Annotated in this window: 21 protein-coding genes; 4 read left to right on the top strand and 17 right to left on the bottom strand. The window is 70.3% G+C overall.

All coding sequences use genetic code 11. From position 1 onward, the window contains the following. Nucleotides 1–35: 35 nt before the first annotated feature. The 7 genes from CRP49_RS18585 to clpS form a co-directional block, all read right to left on the bottom strand. Entirely contained in the window at nucleotides 36–986 is a 951-nt protein-coding gene (locus tag CRP49_RS18585; RefSeq protein ID WP_097254379.1) for a PLP-dependent cysteine synthase family protein, read from the bottom strand. Between the two features lie 17 nt (nucleotides 987–1,003). Then, nucleotides 1,004–1,282, bottom strand: a complete 279-nt coding sequence (locus tag CRP49_RS18580) for a MoaD/ThiS family protein (protein ID WP_094217797.1) — start codon at nucleotides 1,280–1,282, stop codon at nucleotides 1,004–1,006. Between the two features lie 91 nt (nucleotides 1,283–1,373). Then, nucleotides 1,374–1,469 (bottom strand): putative leader peptide, encoded by a 96-nt coding sequence (locus CRP49_RS49115; RefSeq protein ID WP_309550412.1) that lies wholly within the window; start codon nucleotides 1,467–1,469, stop codon nucleotides 1,374–1,376. 79 nt (nucleotides 1,470–1,548) lie between these two features. Continuing rightward, entirely contained in the window at nucleotides 1,549–1,971 is a 423-nt protein-coding gene (locus tag CRP49_RS18575; RefSeq protein WP_097257430.1) for a Mov34/MPN/PAD-1 family protein, read from the bottom strand. Nucleotides 1,972–2,104: 133 nt separating this feature from the next. Further along, entirely contained in the window at nucleotides 2,105–3,523 is a 1,419-nt protein-coding gene (locus CRP49_RS18570; RefSeq protein ID WP_097254378.1) for an amino acid permease, read from the bottom strand. Nucleotides 3,524–3,865: 342 nt separating this feature from the next. Then, complete coding sequence (locus CRP49_RS18560) at nucleotides 3,866–4,471, bottom strand: DUF2017 domain-containing protein (RefSeq protein WP_097254377.1); 606 nt, start codon at nucleotides 4,469–4,471, stop codon at nucleotides 3,866–3,868. 12 nt (nucleotides 4,472–4,483) lie between these two features. Beyond that, nucleotides 4,484–4,801 (bottom strand): ATP-dependent Clp protease adapter ClpS, encoded by a 318-nt coding sequence (gene clpS, locus CRP49_RS18555; RefSeq protein WP_094217794.1) that lies wholly within the window; start codon nucleotides 4,799–4,801, stop codon nucleotides 4,484–4,486. A gap of 57 nt (nucleotides 4,802–4,858) precedes the next feature. On the opposite strand from clpS, the gene CRP49_RS18550 reads away from it, so the two are divergent. Both CRP49_RS18550 and CRP49_RS18545 read left to right on the top strand, forming a co-directional pair. Continuing rightward, complete coding sequence (locus CRP49_RS18550) at nucleotides 4,859–6,205, top strand: nicotinate phosphoribosyltransferase (RefSeq protein ID WP_097254376.1); 1,347 nt, start codon at nucleotides 4,859–4,861, stop codon at nucleotides 6,203–6,205. Nucleotides 6,206–6,302: 97 nt separating this feature from the next. Beyond that, entirely contained in the window at nucleotides 6,303–6,890 is a 588-nt protein-coding gene (locus tag CRP49_RS18545; RefSeq protein ID WP_097254375.1) for an isochorismatase family protein, read from the top strand. A 36-nt stretch (nucleotides 6,891–6,926) separates the two neighbouring features. Here the strand turns inward: CRP49_RS18545 and CRP49_RS18540 are convergent, their stop codons facing one another. From CRP49_RS18540 to CRP49_RS18510, 7 genes are all read right to left on the bottom strand, one after another. Beyond that, a complete protein-coding gene (locus tag CRP49_RS18540) occupies nucleotides 6,927–7,310 on the bottom strand; it encodes a hypothetical protein (protein ID WP_097254374.1) in 384 nt (127 codons plus the stop codon). Beyond that, nucleotides 7,310–7,831: a hypothetical protein gene (locus CRP49_RS18535; protein ID WP_143670007.1), complete on the bottom strand. Its 522-nt coding sequence runs from the start codon at nucleotides 7,829–7,831 to the stop codon at nucleotides 7,310–7,312. Before CRP49_RS18535 ends, CRP49_RS18540 begins: the two co-directional genes overlap by 1 nt. 35 nt (nucleotides 7,832–7,866) lie before the next feature. After that, nucleotides 7,867–8,448, bottom strand: coding sequence for a hypothetical protein (locus CRP49_RS18530; RefSeq protein WP_143670006.1), 582 nt, complete (start codon nucleotides 8,446–8,448; stop codon nucleotides 7,867–7,869). A gap of 323 nt (nucleotides 8,449–8,771) precedes the next feature. Next, the gene (locus tag CRP49_RS18525) at nucleotides 8,772–9,419 is read right to left on the bottom strand and encodes a hypothetical protein (protein WP_097254371.1); all 648 of its coding nucleotides are present in this window, start codon (nucleotides 9,417–9,419) and stop codon (nucleotides 8,772–8,774) included. Continuing rightward, nucleotides 9,416–9,961: an RNA polymerase sigma factor gene (locus tag CRP49_RS18520; protein ID WP_097254370.1), complete on the bottom strand. Its 546-nt coding sequence runs from the start codon at nucleotides 9,959–9,961 to the stop codon at nucleotides 9,416–9,418. The genes CRP49_RS18525 and CRP49_RS18520 overlap by 4 nt, the downstream gene beginning before the upstream one ends. 109 nt (nucleotides 9,962–10,070) lie before the next feature. Further along, entirely contained in the window at nucleotides 10,071–10,397 is a 327-nt protein-coding gene (locus tag CRP49_RS18515; protein WP_097254369.1) for a hypothetical protein, read from the bottom strand. 121 nt (nucleotides 10,398–10,518) lie between these two features. Next, nucleotides 10,519–12,876: an immune inhibitor A domain-containing protein gene (locus CRP49_RS18510; protein WP_097254368.1), complete on the bottom strand. Its 2,358-nt coding sequence runs from the start codon at nucleotides 12,874–12,876 to the stop codon at nucleotides 10,519–10,521. A gap of 362 nt (nucleotides 12,877–13,238) precedes the next feature. On the opposite strand from CRP49_RS18510, the gene CRP49_RS18505 reads away from it, so the two are divergent. Beyond that, nucleotides 13,239–13,478, top strand: a complete 240-nt coding sequence (locus CRP49_RS18505; protein ID WP_094217789.1) for a hypothetical protein — start codon at nucleotides 13,239–13,241, stop codon at nucleotides 13,476–13,478. A 103-nt stretch (nucleotides 13,479–13,581) separates the two neighbouring features. On the opposite strand, the gene CRP49_RS18500 is transcribed toward CRP49_RS18505, so the two are convergent. Together CRP49_RS18500 and CRP49_RS18495 are read right to left on the bottom strand one after the other, a co-directional pair. Beyond that, entirely contained in the window at nucleotides 13,582–14,361 is a 780-nt protein-coding gene (locus CRP49_RS18500) for an RDD family protein (RefSeq protein WP_097254367.1), read from the bottom strand. Between the two features lie 75 nt (nucleotides 14,362–14,436). Further along, nucleotides 14,437–16,173, bottom strand: coding sequence for an RDD family protein (locus tag CRP49_RS18495; protein WP_097254366.1), 1,737 nt, complete (start codon nucleotides 16,171–16,173; stop codon nucleotides 14,437–14,439). A gap of 232 nt (nucleotides 16,174–16,405) precedes the next feature. Here CRP49_RS18495 and CRP49_RS18490 point away from each other — a divergent pair, with 232 nt between their 5' ends. Continuing rightward, a complete protein-coding gene (locus tag CRP49_RS18490; RefSeq protein WP_097254365.1) occupies nucleotides 16,406–16,819 on the top strand; it encodes an SsgA family sporulation/cell division regulator in 414 nt (137 codons plus the stop codon). 50 nt (nucleotides 16,820–16,869) lie between these two features. Here CRP49_RS18490 and CRP49_RS18485 read toward each other — a convergent pair whose 3' ends face one another. Further along, nucleotides 16,870–18,276 (bottom strand): FAD-binding oxidoreductase, encoded by a 1,407-nt coding sequence (locus CRP49_RS18485; protein WP_097254364.1) that lies wholly within the window; start codon nucleotides 18,274–18,276, stop codon nucleotides 16,870–16,872. Between the last annotated feature and the right edge of the window lie 19 nt (nucleotides 18,277–18,295).

Raw genomic sequence — 18,295 nt, 5'->3', positions numbered from 1 at the left:
GGGGATGGCGCGTAGTTGGCCCGTAGAGCGGGGCGCTATGCCCAGAGCTGGCCCTGCAGCGTCGCGATGGCCTCCTCGGTGGTGGCCGCCGTGTAGACGCCGGTGGAGAGGTACTTCCAGCCGCCGTCGGCCACGATGAAGACGATGTCGGCGCTCTCGCCGGCCTGCACCGCCTTCTTGCCGACTCCGATCGCCGCGTGCAGGGCGGCGCCGGTGGAGACGCCCGCGAAGATGCCCTCCTGCTGCAGGAGTTCACGGGTGCGGGTGACCGCGTCGGCGGAGCCGACCGAGAAGCGGGTGGTGAGCACGGAGGCGTCGTACAGCTCCGGTACGAAGCCCTCGTCGAGGTTGCGCAGGCCGTAGACCAGGTCGTCGTAGCGCGGTTCGGCGGCGACGATCTTCACGTCCGGCTTGTGCTCGCGCAGGTAGCGGCCGACGCCCATGAGGGTGCCGGTGGTGCCGAGGCCCGCGACGAAGTGGGTGATGGAGGGGAGGTCCGCCAGGATCTCCGGGCCGGTCGTCGCGTAGTGGGCGCCCGCGTTGTCCGGGTTGCCGTACTGGTAGAGCATCACCCAGTCGGGGTGCTCGGCGGCCAGCTCCTTGGCCACGCGCACGGCGGTGTTGGAGCCGCCCGCCGCCGGGGAGGAGATGATCTCGGCGCCCCACATGCCGAGCAGGTCCCGGCGCTCCTGCGAGGTGTTCTCGGGCATCACGCACACCATGCGGTAGCCCTTGAGCTTCGCCGCCATGGCCAGCGAGATGCCCGTGTTGCCGGAGGTCGGCTCCAGGATCGTGCAGCCCGGGGTGAGCCGGCCGTCCTTCTCCGCCTGCTCGATCATGTGCAGGGCCGGGCGGTCCTTGACCGAGCCGGTGGGGTTGCGGTCCTCCAGCTTGGCCCAGATACGGACGTCCGGGGACGGCGACAACCGCGGCAGGCGCACCAAGGGGGTGTTGCCCACCGCGGCCAGCGGGGAGTCGTAGCGCATGGGTGATCAGCGGCCGATCAGGCCATGCCGCCGGCGACGGCCGGCAGGATCGTCACGGTGTCGCCGTCGGTCAGCTTGGTGTTGATGTTGTCGAGGAAGCGGACGTCCTCGTCGTTCAGGTAGACGTTGACGAAGCGGCGCAGCTTGCCCTCGTCCACGATGCGGGCGTGGATGCCCGCGTGCCGGGTCTCGAGGTCGGTGAACAGGTCGGCGAGGGTGTCACCGCTGCCCTCCACCGCCTTCTGACCGTCGGTGTACTGGCGGAGGATGGTGGGGATGCGGACCTCGATGGCCATGGTTGCGGCTCCTGTCGGAAAGGGTTCGTCGAAGTGGGGGTGGGCACGCGGCGGCGCGCCGCGGCTCACGGCCGTACGGCGGCGGGGAACGTCAACAGATGGCGCTGTTCAGCCGGCACAGGTCGACGTGCAGCCGCGCCACGAGCAGAGTGCCCGGCGCCTTCTCGCTCACGTCGTTCAGAACCATGGGCTCATCGTATCGATTCCCGGTCCCGCTCCCAGAGTGTGATCTCGCATGCTGGATGAATTCTGACCGAATCGCGGGATCAGTAGGCCTCCACGACCTTGACCTCCTCCTCCGTGACCTCGCCCTCCACGATGCGGTACGAGCGGAACTGGAAGTCGCCGAGGCCGTCGGTGTCGGCGGTGGACACCAGGACGTAGTGGGCGCCGGGCTCGTTCGCGTACGAGATGTCGGTGCGGGACGGGTACGCCTCGGTCGCCGTGTGCGAGTGGTAGATGACCACGGGCTCCTCGTCGCGGTCGTCCATCTCGCGGTAGAGCTTGAGGAGGTCCCCGGAGTCGAACTCGTAGAACGTGGGCGACATGGCCGCGTTCAGCATCGGGATGAAGCGCTCGGGGCGGTCCGAACCGGCCGGGCCCGCAACGACGCCGCACGCCTCGTCGGGGTGGTCCTTGCGCGCGTGCGCGACGATCTGGTCGACGAGGGCCTGGGTGATGGTCAGCATGCTCGCCAGGATAAGCAGAAGGGCCACCCCGTACCGAGGGATGGTACGGGGTGGCCCATATGCCGGACGTCCTGAGCGGCGGCCGCCGGGGGTGCCACGAGTACTCCCGGAGGCCGGACGTCCTTCGGTGAGGTCAGCCCACCTTCTCCAGCTCCGGCTCGCGGCGCTCGGCGACCTGCGGGTTGCGGGCCTTGAGGACCGCCCAGCCGATGCCGAGGGCGGCGGCCCAGCCGGCCATCACGTAGAGGCAGACGCGGGAGTCGGCGTCGTACGCGATCAGACCGGTGACGAAGAGCAGGAACACGATGGCGATCCAGCTGCACACCGCGCCGCCCGGCGCCGGGAAGGAGGAGGCGGGCAGCCGGCCCGCGACGACCGCGCGGCGGTAGAGGACGTGGCTGATCAGGATCATCAGCCAGGTCCAGATGCCGGCCGCGGTGGCGACGGAGGTGACGTAGCCGAACGCCTTCTCCGGGACGATGTAGTTGAGGACCACGCCGATGGCCATGAAGGCGACGGAGACGGTGATGCCGAGCGCCGGGGTCTTGGAGGCGGACAGCTTCTGGAAGCCCCTCGGGGCCTCTCCGCTCTCGGCCAGGGTGCGCAGCATGCGGCCGGTCGAGTACATGCCGGAGTTGCAGGAGGAGAGGGCGGCGGTGAGGACCACGAAGTTGACGATGCCCGCGCCCGCCGGGATGCCGATCTTCGCGAACGCCTCGACGAAGGGCGAGACGCCCGGCGCGAACTCGGTCCACTTCACCACGCACAGGATGACGGTGAGCGCGCCGACGTAGAAGAGGGCGATACGCCACGGGAGCGTGTTGATGGCCTTGGGGAGGGTCTTCTCCGGGTTCTCCGACTCGCCGGCCGTGACACCGACCAGCTCCACCGCGAGGTAGGCGAACATGACGCCCTGCAGGGTCATCAGGGACGAGCCGATGCCCTTGGGGAAGAAGCCGTCGAACTGGTAGAGGTTCGCGACCGACGCCGTGTCACCGGCGGAGCTGAAGCCGAAGGTGAGGACGCCGAGGCCGATCACGATCATGCCGATCAGGGCGGTGACCTTGACCATGGAGAACCAGAACTCCAGCTCTCCGAAGACCTTCACGGAGATCAGGTTGACCCCGAAGAGGATCACCAGGAAGACGAGGGCCGTCACCCACTGGGGGATGTGCGGGAACCAGTAGTTGACGTAGATGGCGGCGGCCGTCAGCTCGGCCATGCCGGTCACCACCCACATCAGCCAGTACGTCCAGCCGGTGAAGTAGCCGAAGAACGGGCCGAGGAACTCGCGGGAGTACTCCGCGAAGGAGCCCGAGACCGGGCGGTAGAGCAGCAGCTCGCCGAGCGCCCGCATGATGAAGAAGACGATCGCGCCCGCGAGGGCGTACATCAGGATGAGGCTGGGACCGGCCTTGGCGATGTTCGCCCCGGCTCCCAGGAACAGGCCGACGCCGATGGCACCGCCGATCGCGATCATCTGGACCTGACGGCTGCCGAGCCCGCGCTCGTACCCCTCTTCCGGGGCGTCGTTGACCCTCTCGGAGGTCATGTCGTGGTGCGCCTTTCTCCATGCCGAACCGGGCCTTTCGTCGGCCTCGGATCGGGTTTCGATCCCCCCGGATTGATGGAGCTGAGCGGGTTTCGCGAGCCCGCTCGTGCCTGGCCGACGGTCGCCGGCTCGGTGGCGCACCCGGCCGAACATGGGTGGTGTCGGTCGGGCGGTCGTGAAGATTTATCACGGCCGCAATATGGAGCACAGGAGCACGATGTGACGCATCGCACAGGGAGAAGCGGACAAAGAGCGCCCTAAAGCGGCAAACCAGGCCGCAACGGTGATGCGATCGTTATCCGGATTTGAGCGTCCTCTGAGCGAACACGAAATCTAGACAGGTTACGGCAAAAGGGTTGTCACGAGCGTCTCCTGGAGGCCGCCCAGCCACAGATACGCCATCACCATCGGCTTGCGCGGGTCCTCGTCCGGGAGCCGGTAGAGCAGATCGGTGTCGTCCTCGTCGAGGATCTCCAGCCGGGCGCCGATCGCCAGGCGCAGGTCGTTGAGGGCGCCGAGCCAGCGCCGCGACTCCTCCGGGGACAGCTTGAGCACCGCCCCGCCCTCGCCCACCGGGGAGAGCGCGTCCAGGGTGCGGATCACCGCGAGGGCGTTGTCCCGCTTGCCGGCCCTGAGGTCGTTCTCGGTGTAGCGGCGGAACTCGGCGGAGTGCTCCCGCTGCTCCTCGGCGTCGGCCGGGGAGTCGGGTGCCTTCTCCGGGTCGCTGTAGGCGTCCGGGAAGAGTCTGCGCAGGACGGGGTCGGCGGGCGGCTCGCTCGGTCCCTCGGCGAACAGCTCGGCCAGCGGGTCGGCGGGGGCGTCCGCGGCGGGGCCCGGGCCGATGAGTTCCAGGAGCTGGACGGCCAGCGAGCGGATGATGGAGATCTCGACGTCGTCGAGGGCGACAGCCGCGCCGCCGCCGGGGATCGGTTCGAAGTGTCCGGGCATGGAGAAGGTTCGCTACTTCCGGTCCTGCTGGAGGGTGGCCCACAGGCCGTAGCCGTGCATCGCCTGCACGTCGCGTTCCATCTCCTCGCGAGTGCCGCTGGAGACGACCGCCCGGCCCTTGTGGTGGACGTCAAGCATGAGCTTGGTGGCCTTGTCCTTCGGATATCCGAAGTACGCCTGGAAGACGTACGTCACATAGCTCATGAGGTTGACCGGGTCGTTGTGGACGATCGTGACCCAGGGGACGTCGGGCTCGGGTACGGCGAAGACCTCCTCCGCCGACTCGGTGCGTTCGATCTCTACGGGCGCGGGTGACGTCACACAGCCCATGCTGCCACGCCCCTGATAAATCGTCACACTGACGAAATGGGGGTACGATGCGTTGCCATGAACACAGCGGACCTTGGGCTGCCGGTGGACGTTCCCTCGACGGCGCTCTTCACGGACCAGTACGAGCTGACGATGCTGCAGGCCGCGCTGCGGGCCGGTACGGCCGAGCGGCGCAGTGTGTTCGAGGTCTTCACCCGGCGGCTGCCGAACGGGCGACGCTACGGCGTGGTGGCGGGCACCGGGCGCGTCCTGGACGCGGTCGAGAACTTCCGCTTCGACGAGGGTGTCCTCGGCTTCCTGCGGGAGCGGAAGATCGTGGACGAGCAGACCTCGAAGTGGCTCGCCGACTACCGCTTCAGCGGCGACATCTGGGGCTACCCCGAGGGCGAGGTGTACTTCCCCGGCTCGCCGATCATCCGGGTCGAGGGCACCTTCGCCGAGTGCGTGCTGCTGGAGACCGTGATCCTCTCCATCCTCAACCACGACTCGGCCATCGCGGCCGCCGCCTCCCGGATGGCCTCCGCCGCCGGCGACCGGCCGCTGATCGAGATGGGTGCCCGCCGCACCCACGAACTGGCCGCCGTGGCCGCCTCGCGCGCCGCCTACGTCGGCGGCTTCGCGACCACCTCCGACCTCGCGGCCGGCTTCCGGTACGGCATCCCGACCGTCGGCACCTCCGCGCACGCCTTCACCCTGCTGCACGATCGCGAGCGGGACGCCTTCCAGGCCCAGGTGGCCACCCTCGGCCGGGGCACCACGCTGCTGGTCGACACCTACGACGTCGCCGAGGCGGTCCGTACGGCGGTGGAGGTGGCCGGACCAGAGCTGGGCGCGGTCCGCATCGACTCCGGCGACCTGCTCCTCGTGGCACACCGGGTGCGGCAGCAGCTGGACGAGCTGGGCGCGACCGCCACGAAGATCGTCGTGACCTCCGACCTGGACGAGTACGCCATCGCCTCGCTGGCCGCGGCGCCCGTGGACGCGTACGGCGTCGGCACCCAGCTGGTGACCGGCTCCGGGCATCCGACCTGCTCGATGGTCTACAAGCTGGTCGCCCGCGCCGAGTCCGCCGACCCGGCGGCGCCGCTGGTACCGGTCGCGAAGAAGGCCAGCGGGGGCAAGACCTCCGTCGGCGGACGCAAGTGGGCGGCGCGCCGGCTGGACGAGGAGGGGGTGGCCGAGGCCGAGGTGGTCGGGACCGGGCCGGTGCCGTCCGAGCTGGCCGACCGGCAGCTGCTGGTGCAGCTGGTCAAGGGCGGCGAGGTCGTCGCCCGGGAGCCGCTCGACGTGCCCCGTGAGCGGCACATCGCGGCACGGGCCAACCTGCCGCTGTCCGCTACACAGCTCTCCCGCGGGGAACCCGTCATTCCGACGGAGTATGTCCAGGGGCGCTCGGGTAGCTAAAGCGCGACCGTCGTCCGCCCCCTTTGATGCCCTCTCCCGAACCGGCCGCGAAGTCTCTAGGCTCAGTTACTTAACCCTCAGGCGAAGGACACCCATCATGCGCCGCGCGTTGATCGTCGTAGATGTGCAGAACGACTTCTGCGAAGGGGGCAGCCTCGCGGTGGCCGGGGGCGCCGACGTGGCCGCCGCGATCACCGAGCTGATCGGCCAGGCGGGCGGTACCGGCTACCGCCATGTGGTCGCCACCCGGGACCACCACATCGCGCCCGGCGGCCACTTCGCGGACAACCCCGACTTCGCCCGCTCCTGGCCCGCGCACTGTGTCGCGGGCACGGAGGGGGTGGGCTTCCACCCGAACTTCGCCCCGGCCGTCGCCTCCGGGGCGGTGGACGCGGTGTTCGACAAGGGCGCGTACTCGGCGGCGTACAGCGGCTTCGAGGGCGCGGACGAGAACGGGGTCGCGCTGGCCGACTGGCTGCGTGCCCGGGAGATCGTGGAGGTGGACGTCGTCGGGATCGCCACGGACCACTGCGTGCGGGCCACCGCGCTGGACGCCGTGAAGGAGGGCTTCCGCACCCATGTCCTGCTCGACCTGACCGCCGGGGTCGGCGAGGAGACCACCACCGCGGCGCTCCAGGAACTGCGTGAGGCGGGCGTGGAGCTGACCGGGAAGCCCGTCGTCTGAACGGGCCTCCCGGGAAAGCGCCGGCCCGGTACCCGGTCAGCCCCTGATGCCGCCGAGGTTGATCTCGTCGCAGCTCCGCTCGATGAACTCACCGACCCGGACGCTGGCCTGCCGGGACCTGTCCCGCTCCTCCTTGTTCGGATGCTCGTACCACTCGATCAGCCGGTCGAACTCCCCCGCGATGTCGTCCGGGGCCAGCTCACGCAGGTCCTCGACGACATGGGCCCGGCGGTGCGCCGACAATTCCGCGGACCTGGAGAAATCGAGCGGCTCGGCCTCCTTGCAGAACTCCGGGCGCGCCTTGGAATTCCGGAATGCTTCGACATCGGGGCCGCTTTCGCCCGACCGCAGCGCGAACACGGCGAGAAAAGCGGCGACCGCGGCCACGGCAACGCCGACAATGGTCCAGAATTTCGCCATCACGTGCCCGCCTTGATGGCGTTCAGGTCGTGCTGGTCGTAGTACTGGGGCCAGATCTCCACCCGCATGCAGGAATTGTTGTCCGTGTCATTGCTCTTGCTGCGGTGGCCGAGGTCGGCGGTGTGCCCGAATTCGTGGCAGCCCAGGCTGCGCCACTGGTTGGCGGTCTTGTACTGGTAGGTGTTGAGACGCACGCGGATGATGTCGCAGGACGTCCACAGCACGTTCCAGTCGGTGCAGTCGGTGCGTCCGTGCCAGCCGCTGTCGCCGTAGTCGCCGTCGTAGACCTCGATGTCACCGCCGCCCCAGGACGTGGTGATGACGCTGCGTTCCAGCTGGCTCTTGCCGTGGTTCATCGCCTTCGTGCCGTTGGCCGTCAGGTTGAAACCCTTGATCGCCTGGTTGCGGTTGTCGGGGTCGGTGCCGTCGTCGTCGTGGCTGGCGAACGCGGTGAACGGCGCGCTGAGCACCAGGGCCGCGGACGCCGCGAGCACGGCCATGGACCTGCGAGAGGTGTGCACGATGTTCTCTTCTTCCTTCGGGGAGCCGGCCGGGCTCAGGTGGACGACGGGTACGGGGTCGGCTCGGAGCCGTCGTTCGTCGAGCCGTCGGGCACCGGCTCCGTGGGCCCGCTGTCCGGAACGTCGTTCTGCTGCTCGCCGGTCGCCGGCACGGGCTGCGGCAGGACCGTCAGCTGGCCCGCGTTCGCCGGGTCGAGCAGGCGCTTCAGCTCGGCGTAGAAGTCGGTGTTGGTCCGTCCGTCGATGAGCGGGAACAGCGGACCCTCGGGGTCGGCCGAGGACCTGACGATGCCGTCCTTGTTCAGCACCCGGCCCTGGGTGCTCACATAGCGCCAGTTCAGGGTGACGGCGTCCCTGGTCAGGAAGTAGTAGCCGGTGTCGCCCACCTGGCTCCAGGTCAGGTTCTCCATCTGGTAGCCGTTGCCGGAGCCGTCCCAGCCCCACTCCTCCAGCGTGAGCGTGGAGCCGATGGTGGCCCCGCCCTTCTTCATGACCGCGTCGACGCGGAGCGTCACGTTGCGCGCCTGGTCGGTGCCGCCCTCCTCGGCGGAGCCGACCGTCCGGCCCGGGGCGGTGTTCTGCACCGTGCCCCGGATGATCACCGGAGAGGTGCCCACCAGGGCATTGACGGTGGTGAAATCGAAATTCTCACGACCGTGCACAATGCGTTCCGGGCTCGCGTCCCGGTGCGTCGGCGCGCCCTGCGCGGACCCCGATGAAGTGGCGATTATTCCCGCCATGGCACCGGCCGCAGCCGCGACGGCGGCCGCGCGCACGAAATAGCCCATTTTCACTTGCCAAGCCCCCCACAGACTCAGGGGAGAACATCCGTTCCCCAGTGATCACGGGAAGGCTAACAGGTAAGTGATCGGTAAGGAAGAAGTAATTGAAGGGAAAAGGAGGGCGAGCGGAGCGAGGGGAGCGATATCGATGAAAAACGTCAGACACGTCCCGGGCAGGCGGGTGCATCCGGCTTGTCCACTTCCGCCGCCATCCATTCCTCGGCGGGAGCGATCTCGCTGCCGGTGAAAAGCAGCGGCACCTCGTCGCCGAACCGCGAGACGCTCACCAGAACCCGGGCGCCGGTGCGGTAGGCGGCGGCGTCCTCGCGCGGCACCTCGAACCGGACCTCGTCGGGCCCCTTGCCGGGCTTCACGTACCGCTGGACGTCCAGCCGGACGCCGACCTTGCCGCCCCCGGCGGCGTCGGTACCGGCCACCGTGCCCTCGACGATGAGCTTCGCGCAGGAAACGATGCCCGACTGGTCGGGCTTCGCCTCCGCGTCCGAGTCCGCGGACCAGGGCGCCCAGACGGCGGTGAGGACCACCCCGGCCACAACCGCCGCGAGGCCGAGGACCGCCACGAGCGCCGTCCGGGACCGGCGGACACGCGCCGCTACGGGCCTCCCGCCCGGCCCCGGGGACGGGCCGTCGACCGCCGCCGCAGGGGCCTCGGACTTCGCCGCCTCCGCCGCGCCCTCCGTGTCCCCCACGACCTCCGTGTCCTCTTCCAGGAGTGCCCCGATGAACTTCAGGCGCTCCGCCACGAGGTCCTCGGTGTCCCTGTCGCCCCACGAGCCGTCGTTCATCGCGCCTCCACCGCCGCATCGGTCTCCAGACGTGCCTTCATCGCCCGGCCGGCCGCGTGCAGGCGGCTCTTGACCGTGCCGACCGGTACCGCCAGGACCTCGGCCATCTGGGGCACGGTCAGGTCGGCGTAGTACCGCAGCACCAGCGCCTGCCGCTGGAGCGTCGGCAGCGCGTCCAGGCCCTCGGCGACGGCCAGGGTGAGCAGCTCCGTCTCCGGTCCCGGCACGGTCCGGCGCCACTCGCCCATGGTCCGCAGCCGCTCGCTGACCAGCTCCTGCCGGTTGCGGCTGCGGTGCCAGTCGACCGCGTGGTTCGAGGCGACGACGACCGCCCAGGCGCCCAGGTCCCGGGGTGCCTCCGCACCGCGGGCCAGCCGCTCGATCAGCCGGAGCCGCACCTGCTGAACCCCGTCGGCGCGGTCCTCGCGCGGTACGCCGCCCAGCGCCAGGACCGCCGTCACGCGGCGCACCTGTGCAGGGCTGAGCAGGTCTTCGTCCTCCGCCGGCACGGTCCCCCCATGCGTTCTCCTCGACGACACCATCGCTACTGAGACGGTGGGGGGACCCGAAACGTTCGGTACCTGTTGGGACTTTCTTGGGCTGTGCTTGAACCGCCCTGTACCCGGCGGGAGGGGCGGCGGGGGCGAGGAGTCAGGCCTGCGCGGCCGGCCGGCGCAGCAGGGCCCTGATCGGATGCCACAGCTCGGTCACGGTGACACCGTTGTCCGGGGCCGTGCGCCATATCAGGCCGTCGGGATGGTGCAGCACCGCCGTGACCTCGTCCGGCGTGGGAGGCTCCGCGTTGCCCCGCAGGTACACCGCACGCAACCCCAGGTTGCGCAGTCGGGTCAGGGCACGGGCCCGGTTCTGGGCGTGCACGAGCACCCGCACCCCGGCCTGGCCACCGGCCGGACTGGGCAGGTTCAGCGCCACCACCACCGTGCCGTTCGGCAGCTTGCAGAAGCCTCCTGCGGCCATGCGGTCACATCCCCGTTTCGGTCGGTGTCAATAAGCGGTCCACAGGACGCACCTAAACACGATCGGCGGCAACCCGCCAAGGGGTTGCCGCCGATGCGCGTCTGACCTGCGGTTTTAAGAACTACTTCACCGCGGGACCGACCTTGAGCGAGATCGTCGAGCCGTCCTTGGCCTCCTTGACGATCGTGATCTTGGTGTTGGTGTCAGTGACCTTCACGCCGCCCGTCGGGTTCGACGGGTCGTAGTAGGTGCTGGTGTGGTCGTTGAAGACCGAGACACCCTTCGAGCCCTTGATCTTCAGCGCGACGTCGGCCTTGTGCAGCGTGATGCCGTCGGTGCCGTACAGGCTGAACGGGGAGTCGTAGGCCTGGATGCGGTTGCGCACCAGCGTGCCGTCGGTCCACTTCAGCGCCTTCGGGTGCGCGTCGATCGGCAGGATCAGACCGGTGCCCGGGTGGCCGCCGTCGTCGTTCGTGTTGTTGTCCGCCTGGGAGGTGTCCCACTTCCAGATCAGCAGGCCGTTCTGGTACGGGTAGTGCTCCACCCAGTCCGGACGCGACGCGAAGCCGAAGTTGTACGGGCCGACCTTGAGGGTCTTGTCGTACGACACGTACTGGCGGTTCTCGGCGATGTAGTACTGCTTGTAGTCCTTGGTGAAGGACGCGCCGGCGCGGGAGAAGCCGGCCGCGGTCCAAGCGGCGTCCTCCGCCTCGGCGTTGTCCGAGAAGACCGGCGTGCCGTCGGCGGTCACGGTGATCTGGTCGGCCGCGAAGCCCAGTTCCGCGACACCGCCGTCGGTGGCGTAGCGGAAGCGCAGGTCGATCTTCTTGCCCGCGTAGGCGTCGAGGGAGTACGACAGCTTCTTGTGCGTCTGCGAGAAGCCGGTGAGGGCCGGCTTGCCGCTGCCGTCGCGCGGAACGGCCTGGCCGTCCGCCGTACCGTCCAGGGCGGTCCAGTTGGCGCCGCCGTCGGTGGACACCTCGGCGTACAGGTAGTCGTAGCCGTCCTCGATGGCCCACCAGCCGTCCAGGTCCAGCTTCGCCGACGACTTGCCGCTGAGGTCCACGGAACGGGTCAGCGTGTTCTTCAGGTCGTTGCCGCTGCCGCTCCACCACTGGGTCGAACCCTCGGCGGGCTGGGTGATCGTGGTCTTGACGGCCTTGTCCGGCAGCGTCACCACGAGGGCCTGCTTGTCCCAGGTGTTGTACTCGGCGAGACCCAGCTTGTGCGTGGACTGCTTGCCGGCCTTGGCGGAGTCGTAGTTCAGCCAGCCCAGCTGCAGCTTGTCCCAGGCGTTCATGTCGCCGGGCAGGTCGCCGATGGACTTCTTGCCGGTGCCGAGCCAGGAACCGGAGGACATCAGGGTCCAGAAGCCGGTGGAGTTGTCGCCGCCGTCGGTGTCGTACTCGTCCGGCAGGCCGAGGTCGTGGCCGTACTCGTGGGCGAAGACGCCGAGGCCGCCGTTCTCCGGCTGGATGGTGTAGTCGCCGACCCAGACACCGGTGTCGCCGACCTGCGCACCGCCGAGCTTGTTGCCCGCGGGGCCGGTGGCGCCGGCGTCGGTGCCGAAGGCGTACCAGCGGTGGGCCCAGATCGCGTCCTTGCCCTGGGCGCCGCCGCCCGCGGACTCGTCCTCACCGGCGTGCACGATCTGGAAGTGGTCGACGTAGCCGTCGGGCTCGTTGAAGTTGCCGTCGCCGTCGTAGTCGTAGCGGTCCCACTGGTCGTACTTGGCCAGGTCCGCCTTGATGGCGGCGTCGGACTTGCCGGCCGCCTTCTGCTGGGCGACCCAGGCGTTCAGGCCGTCGCTGACGACGTTCCACACGCTCGGGCAGTTGGTGGAGCCGCAGGCGTTGTTGCCGTAACGGGCCTCGTTGTAGGGGACCTTGACCCAGTCCGAGACCTCACCGTCGACGGAGTAGCGGCCCGAGGACTGCTTCTCGTAGTACTTCTTCAGCGACTCGGTCTTCTTGCCGGTGCCGAAGTAGAGGTCCTGGTAGTGCTTCTGGTTGTAGTCCTTCTGCCAGGCTGTCGAGTTGTCCTTCTTGCGGTCCGGCGCGGCGATCGTGTTGTGCAGCGGGCCGGGAGTGCCGCCGAACTTGGGGTCGGTCTGGTCCCCGAACTCCACCAGGATGGTGAAGATCTTGTCGGTCTTCTCGCGGCTCAGCTCGACGTACTTGCCGTGGCCCTTCTTGCTCTTGAGCTGGACGACCTTCGAGCCGTTGCGCTCCTGGGCCTTGGCCTTGCCCGATATGAGCTGGTTCAGGGCCTCCTGACGCTGGGCCTTCTGCGTCTTGCTCAGCGGGCCGTCGAGGTCGTGCTTCTGCTGCTTCACCGGGGCCGGGTCATGCCGGTTCACGGCAGCCGGGCGGGCCGTGGTGCTCGCCTCGGCGACGGCGAACGTCGCGAAGCCGGCGGAGGCCGCGGCGAGGGCCACACCGATGGCGGCAGCTCTGAACGTCCAGGGTCTGCTGGTCACTTGAGTTCCTCCCCCGCGCCGCGCACACGGACAGGGGGATCCTCGGTCATGGAAGGGTCCGTGCACGCATGATCAACGCGTGTAATCAAGTGACGACATTTGACTAGAGGTTTAGAAGAAAAGACAGATCTTGACTTGAGCAGGACAAGTGCACTATGCGGAGCAGACGTTCGCTTTACGAACACGTCCGTATGTCGGACAACGGGCGCGTGAGCCTGCCCACTTGCCGGACCCCATGACTCTGTGCGCCCCCCGTGCACCGGTACCGTGGGTTAGGTCACGCTTACCACGCGTCCGGCTCGGGCATGCACGCGAAGAGAGTCGAATGGCGCCCCCACCTTTCTTCCGAGGACACGATTGCCATGCCTCGTCCGACCGCCGCACAGCTCGCCTACGGTTCGTGCACCGTGATCTTCTCGACGCTCGCCATGCTGCTGCTGTCCCAGACGAGTTCGGGCATCGGGGTCACCGTCATCGCCCTGGCCGCGCTCGCGCTGGGGCTGCTCGTCGCGATGACGGTGCCCCTACCACCGAGGCCGCGCACCGTCGCGCCGCCGGCCGAGACCGCGCCGGAGAGCGAGCGGGTCCCGACCACGTTGTGAACGACGCGCACGCACGACGCACGCGAGAGCGGCGGGTCCCAGGGAGCCATGGACCCGCCACTCTCGTGTGGGCGGTGCGCCGCGCTTCTCAGCGCCGCGCCTCTCAGTCGGTGCTGACCTCCACGGTCTTGGCGGCCTTGTCGTGCAGGCCCTGCTTGTACGGCTTGTCGAAGTAGCTCCAGCCGCCGCAGATCACCGTCCAGATGCAGGCGCAGCAGAAGGCGAACGGCAGCCACAGCACCAGGGCGCGGATGAGCGAGGTCTGCATCGAGGGCGTGGCGCCGTCGTTCAGGTTGGCCACCCGCATCTTGAACCACTTCTTGCCCAGGGTCTGTCCCGTCCTGGCGATCATGAGGGTGTCGTAGGCGACGTAGAGGATGGCAGCGGCGACGGACTGCCACAGGGACCGAGCGACCTCGATCCGCTCCCCGTTCATCGTGTACTCGTGGACCCCGAGGGGCCAGGTGACCAGCCAGACGACGATGCCCACGAGGATCATGTCGATGATGCGCGCGATGGTCCGCTTGGCGCTGTCGGCGAGCGGGGGCATCCCGGCGAGCGGGTCGGCGGGGTAGCCCGGGCCGCCGGGACCACCGGGACCGCCGTACGGGCCGCCGCCACCGTAGGGCCCGCCGCCGTAGGGGGGTGGTTGCTGGCCGCCGCCGTACGGGGGTGGCTGCTGCCCTCCCCAGGGCGGGGGTTGCTGACCTCCGGGCGGCGGTTGCTCACCGCCCGGGGACGGGCCGCCGGGCGGTGGGGGCTGCTGGGCTCCGGAAGGGGTGTCGTACGGCGAGCCCGATCCCTGGTCCGAGGGGGGCCGCTTCCTGAACGGGTCGTCCTCGGGGGGCTGCTCTCCGGAGCCGGGGGGCGGTTCGCTGCTCATGGCCCGAGTGGACCGCGAACGCCCCGGCTCCGCACCCGGCGAGCGGCCGTACGGAGTACGGGACCGCCCGCCGGGTCAGGACGCGACGAAGGTGTGGGCCGCCTTGTCGTGCCAGCACTGGTGCCAGGGCCGGTCGAACAGGCACCACAGCACGCCGACGATCCCGATGCCGAGCAGACCGGGGATGCTGTAGACCAGCCAGCGGCGCAGGGCCGCGCCGAACGTCGGAGGCGCGTGCGCCTCGATGTCCCGGACCTCCAGGCCGCACAGCTTCTTGCCGAGGGTGCGGCCCCACTTGGCGGTGGGCAGCACCTCGTACAGGACGCCGAAGAGGAGGAGGACGGCGAGGACGATGCCGAGGGCGGTGCCGGTGGTGCCGTCGACCAGCCAGACGGTGACGGTACGGCCGGACAGCTTGGCCTCGTCGATCTTCTGCTGGACGTGGTCGACCGCCGGAGCGCCGAGCGGGACCGCCGCGGCGGCGGTGACGGCGCCGATGACCAGGCTGTCGATCAGACGGGCGGCGAACCGCTTGCCGAGGCCGGCCGGGCGGGCCGCGGCCTGCCGGCGGGCGGCCGCCTGGAAGATGTCCTCCACCGGCGGCTTCCACGGTGCCACCGGCTCGTCCGCGCCCCCGGCCAGCTGGTGCACCTGCTGAGCCCAGGAGGACTGCCCACCGCCCGGACCCGAGGTCATCGGGGTGCCGGCACCGGCCTGCTGCGGCACCCCGGGGGCCACGGCGGCGGAGGCCTGGGGCGCCTGCGGGCTCTGCGCGGCAGCGGCCCGCGCGGCCGCCGCCTTCCCGGCACCGAACCCGGGGCGGGCGGGCGGCGCGGACTGTGCGCCGGGCGCCCCGATCGGACCCTGCACACCGGGACCGCCAAGTCCGCCTGCGGCAGCGGCACTTGGGCCACCTGGCCCCGCGTGGGGCGCGCCGACCGGGCCCTGGGCCCCGAAGCCGCCGGCACCCGCCGCGCCGGACGCAGCCCCTGAGCCGAAGCCACCGGCACCTGCTGCGCCGGACGCCTGCGCACCGGGGCTCGCCGTACCGGGGCCACCGGACGCGGTCCCCGAGCCGAAGCCGCCCGCGCCGGGACCGCCCGCAGCCGCCGAGCCGGGTGCCTGCCCGCCGGGGCCCGCCGTCCCGGGCCCACCGGACGCCGCCCCCGAGCCGAAGCCGCCCGCGCCGGGACCGCCCGCAGCCGCCGAGCCGGGTGCCTGCCCGCCGGGGCCCGCCGTCCCGGGCCCACCGGACGCCGCCCCCGAGCCGGAGGCCTGCGCGCCGAAGCCCGGCGTGCCGGAGGCTCCCGAGCCTGCCGGGCCCGTTGCCCCGGCAGCGCCGGGCTGCCTGCCCTGTCCCGGCCGGAACGTCATCGTGCCGTCGTCCGTGACCGCCGCCGGGCCCGGGACCGGGCGGCGGAAGATGAAGGTGCCGCCGGGGTCCTGGGCGGTGTCGTCCGCGGGCGGGATCGACGCCGTGCCGTCGGTGCGGGCGGCGTGGCCGGACGGCTGGGACGGGTTGTCCGCGGGGACGCGGGGGTCGGTGCCCCAGGCGGACGGCTGGTCCTGCCCGGAGGGTGCCGGCTGCGGGTCCTCGTCGAAGAAGTGCGGGCCCGTCTCCTCGACGGACGGGGCCGCCGGGCGGGCGCCGGGCGGCGGGGTGAGCGGTTCGCCGTCCTGCGGCGCCGGCCGGCTGGTGCCCGGCACCCAGGAGGCGCCGTTCCAGTACCGGACGTAGCCGGGGATGGACGGGTCCGGGTAGTAGCCCTCGCGGGGCCTGTCGTCACCGGGGGCCGGGGTTGGGGCGCTCATGTCCGTCGTCCCGTATCTGCTCGGGGGTGAAATGGGGTCCCCCACATCTATCAGACCCGGGCATGCCATACCGCCAGTCCCGCCGGACCCACCCCTTTCCGGGCAACGCCGTACACGGGTCCCACACCTGGGCGGAAAAGTTTCCCGAACCCGCGTAATGCCCGTGCCCCTGCCCCCTCTCCCCTGGTACGGGCCCGGTCCGAGCGGCCCCGGCAGAGAGGAGACGCAGGTCATGCATGACACCGTGGTGGAGCGGGAGCTGGAGTTGAGGCTCATCCTGTCGCCCGAGCGGAGCATCCCGGTCCCGGCCCGGCTGAGCTACCGCTCCGACGACCCGTACGCGATCCACATCTGCTTCCACATCAACTCCGAGCACCCCGTCAACTGGACGTTCGCCCGGGAGCTGCTGGTGGAGGGGGTGTTCCGGCCGTGCGGGCAGGGGGATGTGCGGGTGTGGCCGACCAAGGTCGAGGGGCGCAGCGTCGTCCTGATGGCGCTGAGTTCGCCGGACGGGGACGCCCTGCTGGAGGCGCCGTCCGCGCAGGTGTCGGCCTGGCTGGAGCGGACGCTGCGCGTGGTGCCCCCGGGGAGCGAGGGCGGGCAGCTGGGCATCGACGACGCGCTCGACCAACTGCTCGCTCAGTGAGGGCAGCTGCTCGCCCAGAGAAGGCAGCTGCTCGCCCGGTGAGCGCGGGTTCAGAAGAGCTTGCCGGGGTTGAGGATGCCGAGCGGGTCGAAGACCTGCTTCACCGCCCGCTGCATCTCCACGCCGACCGGGCCGATCTCCCGCGCCAGCCACTCCTTCTTCAGGACGCCCACCCCGTGTTCGCCGGTGATGGTGCCGCCGAGTTCCAGACCGAGGGCCATGATCTCGTCGAAGGACTCGCGGGCCCGCCGGGACTCGTCGGGGTCCTGGGCGTCGAAGCAGACGGTGGGGTGCGTGTTGCCGTCGCCGGCGTGTGCGCAGACCCCGATGGTGAGTCCGAACTTGGCGGCGATCTGCTCGACGCCCTCCAGCATCGCGCCGAGCTTCGAGCGGGGCACGCACACGTCGTCGATCATCGTCGTGCCCTTCACCGCCTCCAGCGCGGTCAGCGAGAGCCGCCGGGCCTGGAGGAGGAGTTCGGACTCGGCGGCGTCCTCGGCCGGGACGACCTGGGTGGCGCCGGCGGCCTCGCACAGCGCGCCGACGGCGGCGAGGTCGGGGGTCGGGTCCGGGGTGTCGAAGGCGGCCAGCAGCAGCGCCTCGGTGGTCTCCGGGAGACCCATGTGGGCGAGGTCGTTGACCGCCTTGACGGTCGTACGGTCCATCAGTTCGAGGAGGGAGGGCACGTGACCGCCCTCCATGATCCGGCACACCGCGTCGCAGGCGGCGGCCGCGGAGCCGAACTCGGCGGCCAGGACGAGCTGCTGGGGCGGCTTGGGCCGCAGGCCCAGGACCGCGCGGACGACGATGCCGAGCGAGCCCTCGGAGCCGACGAAGAGCCGGGTGAGGTCGTAGCCGGCCACCCCTTTCGCGGTACGGCGCCCGGTGGACATCAGGCGGCCGTCGGCGAGGACGACCTCCAGACCGAGGACGTACTCGGCGGTCACGCCGTACTTCACACAGCACAGGCCGCCCGACCCCGTGCCGATGTTGCCGCCGATGGTGCACATCTCCCAGCTGGACGGGTCGGGCGGGTAGTACAGGCCGTGTTCCTCGACCGCGCGGGAGAGGGTGGCGTTGATGACGCCCGGTTCGACGACGGCGATCCGGTCGACGGGGCTGATCTCCAGGATGCGGTCCATCTTGGTCAGGGACAGCACGATGCAGCCGTCGGTGGCGTTGGCGCCGCCGGACAGGCCGGAGCGGGCGCCCTGCGGGACGACCGGGACGCGCAGCTCGGTGGCGGTGCGCATGACGTGCTGGACCTGTTCGACGGTGCGCGGCAGCACGACCACGGCCGGGGCGCCGGCCGGGCAGAAGCTCGCCATGTCGTTGGCGTAGGAGGCGGTGATGTCGGGGTCGGTCAGGACGGCCTCGGCGGGCAGGCCGGCCAGGAGCCGGTCGGTGAGGTTACCGGTGTGTTCGTCGCGGGGGGCTTCGATACGGCTCATGATCACAGCGTCGCACTCGGGGCCA

The sequence above is a fragment of the Streptomyces sp. Ag109_G2-15 genome (assembly GCF_900215565.1).
In the GTDB taxonomy this organism is placed as follows: Bacteria; Actinomycetota; Actinomycetes; order Streptomycetales; family Streptomycetaceae; genus Streptomyces; species Streptomyces diastatochromogenes.
The sequence above is the reverse complement of the archived record's forward strand: the minus strand, read 5'-3'. Positions and strand labels throughout refer to the sequence as shown.

What these genes read in the sequence shown, in the direction of transcription:
- CRP49_RS18525 (WP_097254371.1), bottom strand. Translation starts at nt 9,419, where the DNA reads ATGAACGACGGCTCGTGGGGCGACAGGGACACCGAGGACCTCGTGGCG.
- CRP49_RS18575 (WP_097257430.1), bottom strand. Translation starts at nt 1,971, where the DNA reads ATGCTGACCATCACCCAGGCCCTCGTCGACCAGATCGTCGCGCACGCG.
- CRP49_RS18520 (WP_097254370.1), bottom strand. Translation starts at nt 9,961, where the DNA reads ATGGTGTCGTCGAGGAGAACGCATGGGGGGACCGTGCCGGCGGAGGAC.
- CRP49_RS18545 (WP_097254375.1), top strand. Translation starts at nt 6,303, where the DNA reads ATGCGCCGCGCGTTGATCGTCGTAGATGTGCAGAACGACTTCTGCGAA.
- CRP49_RS18500 (WP_097254367.1), bottom strand. Translation starts at nt 14,361, where the DNA reads ATGAGCAGCGAACCGCCCCCCGGCTCCGGAGAGCAGCCCCCCGAGGAC.
- CRP49_RS18505 (WP_094217789.1), top strand. Translation starts at nt 13,239, where the DNA reads ATGCCTCGTCCGACCGCCGCACAGCTCGCCTACGGTTCGTGCACCGTG.
- CRP49_RS49115 (WP_309550412.1), bottom strand. Translation starts at nt 1,469, where the DNA reads ATGGTTCTGAACGACGTGAGCGAGAAGGCGCCGGGCACTCTGCTCGTG.
- CRP49_RS18495 (WP_097254366.1), bottom strand. Translation starts at nt 16,173, where the DNA reads ATGAGCGCCCCAACCCCGGCCCCCGGTGACGACAGGCCCCGCGAGGGC.
- clpS (WP_094217794.1), bottom strand. Translation starts at nt 4,801, where the DNA reads ATGGGCTGTGTGACGTCACCCGCGCCCGTAGAGATCGAACGCACCGAG.
- CRP49_RS18550 (WP_097254376.1), top strand. Translation starts at nt 4,859, where the DNA reads ATGAACACAGCGGACCTTGGGCTGCCGGTGGACGTTCCCTCGACGGCG.
- CRP49_RS18515 (WP_097254369.1), bottom strand. Translation starts at nt 10,397, where the DNA reads ATGGCCGCAGGAGGCTTCTGCAAGCTGCCGAACGGCACGGTGGTGGTG.
- CRP49_RS18585 (WP_097254379.1), bottom strand. Translation starts at nt 986, where the DNA reads ATGCGCTACGACTCCCCGCTGGCCGCGGTGGGCAACACCCCCTTGGTG.
- CRP49_RS18580 (WP_094217797.1), bottom strand. Translation starts at nt 1,282, where the DNA reads ATGGCCATCGAGGTCCGCATCCCCACCATCCTCCGCCAGTACACCGAC.
- CRP49_RS18540 (WP_097254374.1), bottom strand. Translation starts at nt 7,310, where the DNA reads ATGGCGAAATTCTGGACCATTGTCGGCGTTGCCGTGGCCGCGGTCGCC.
- CRP49_RS18560 (WP_097254377.1), bottom strand. Translation starts at nt 4,471, where the DNA reads ATGCCCGGACACTTCGAACCGATCCCCGGCGGCGGCGCGGCTGTCGCC.
- CRP49_RS18490 (WP_097254365.1), top strand. Translation starts at nt 16,406, where the DNA reads ATGCATGACACCGTGGTGGAGCGGGAGCTGGAGTTGAGGCTCATCCTG.
- CRP49_RS18570 (WP_097254378.1), bottom strand. Translation starts at nt 3,523, where the DNA reads ATGACCTCCGAGAGGGTCAACGACGCCCCGGAAGAGGGGTACGAGCGC.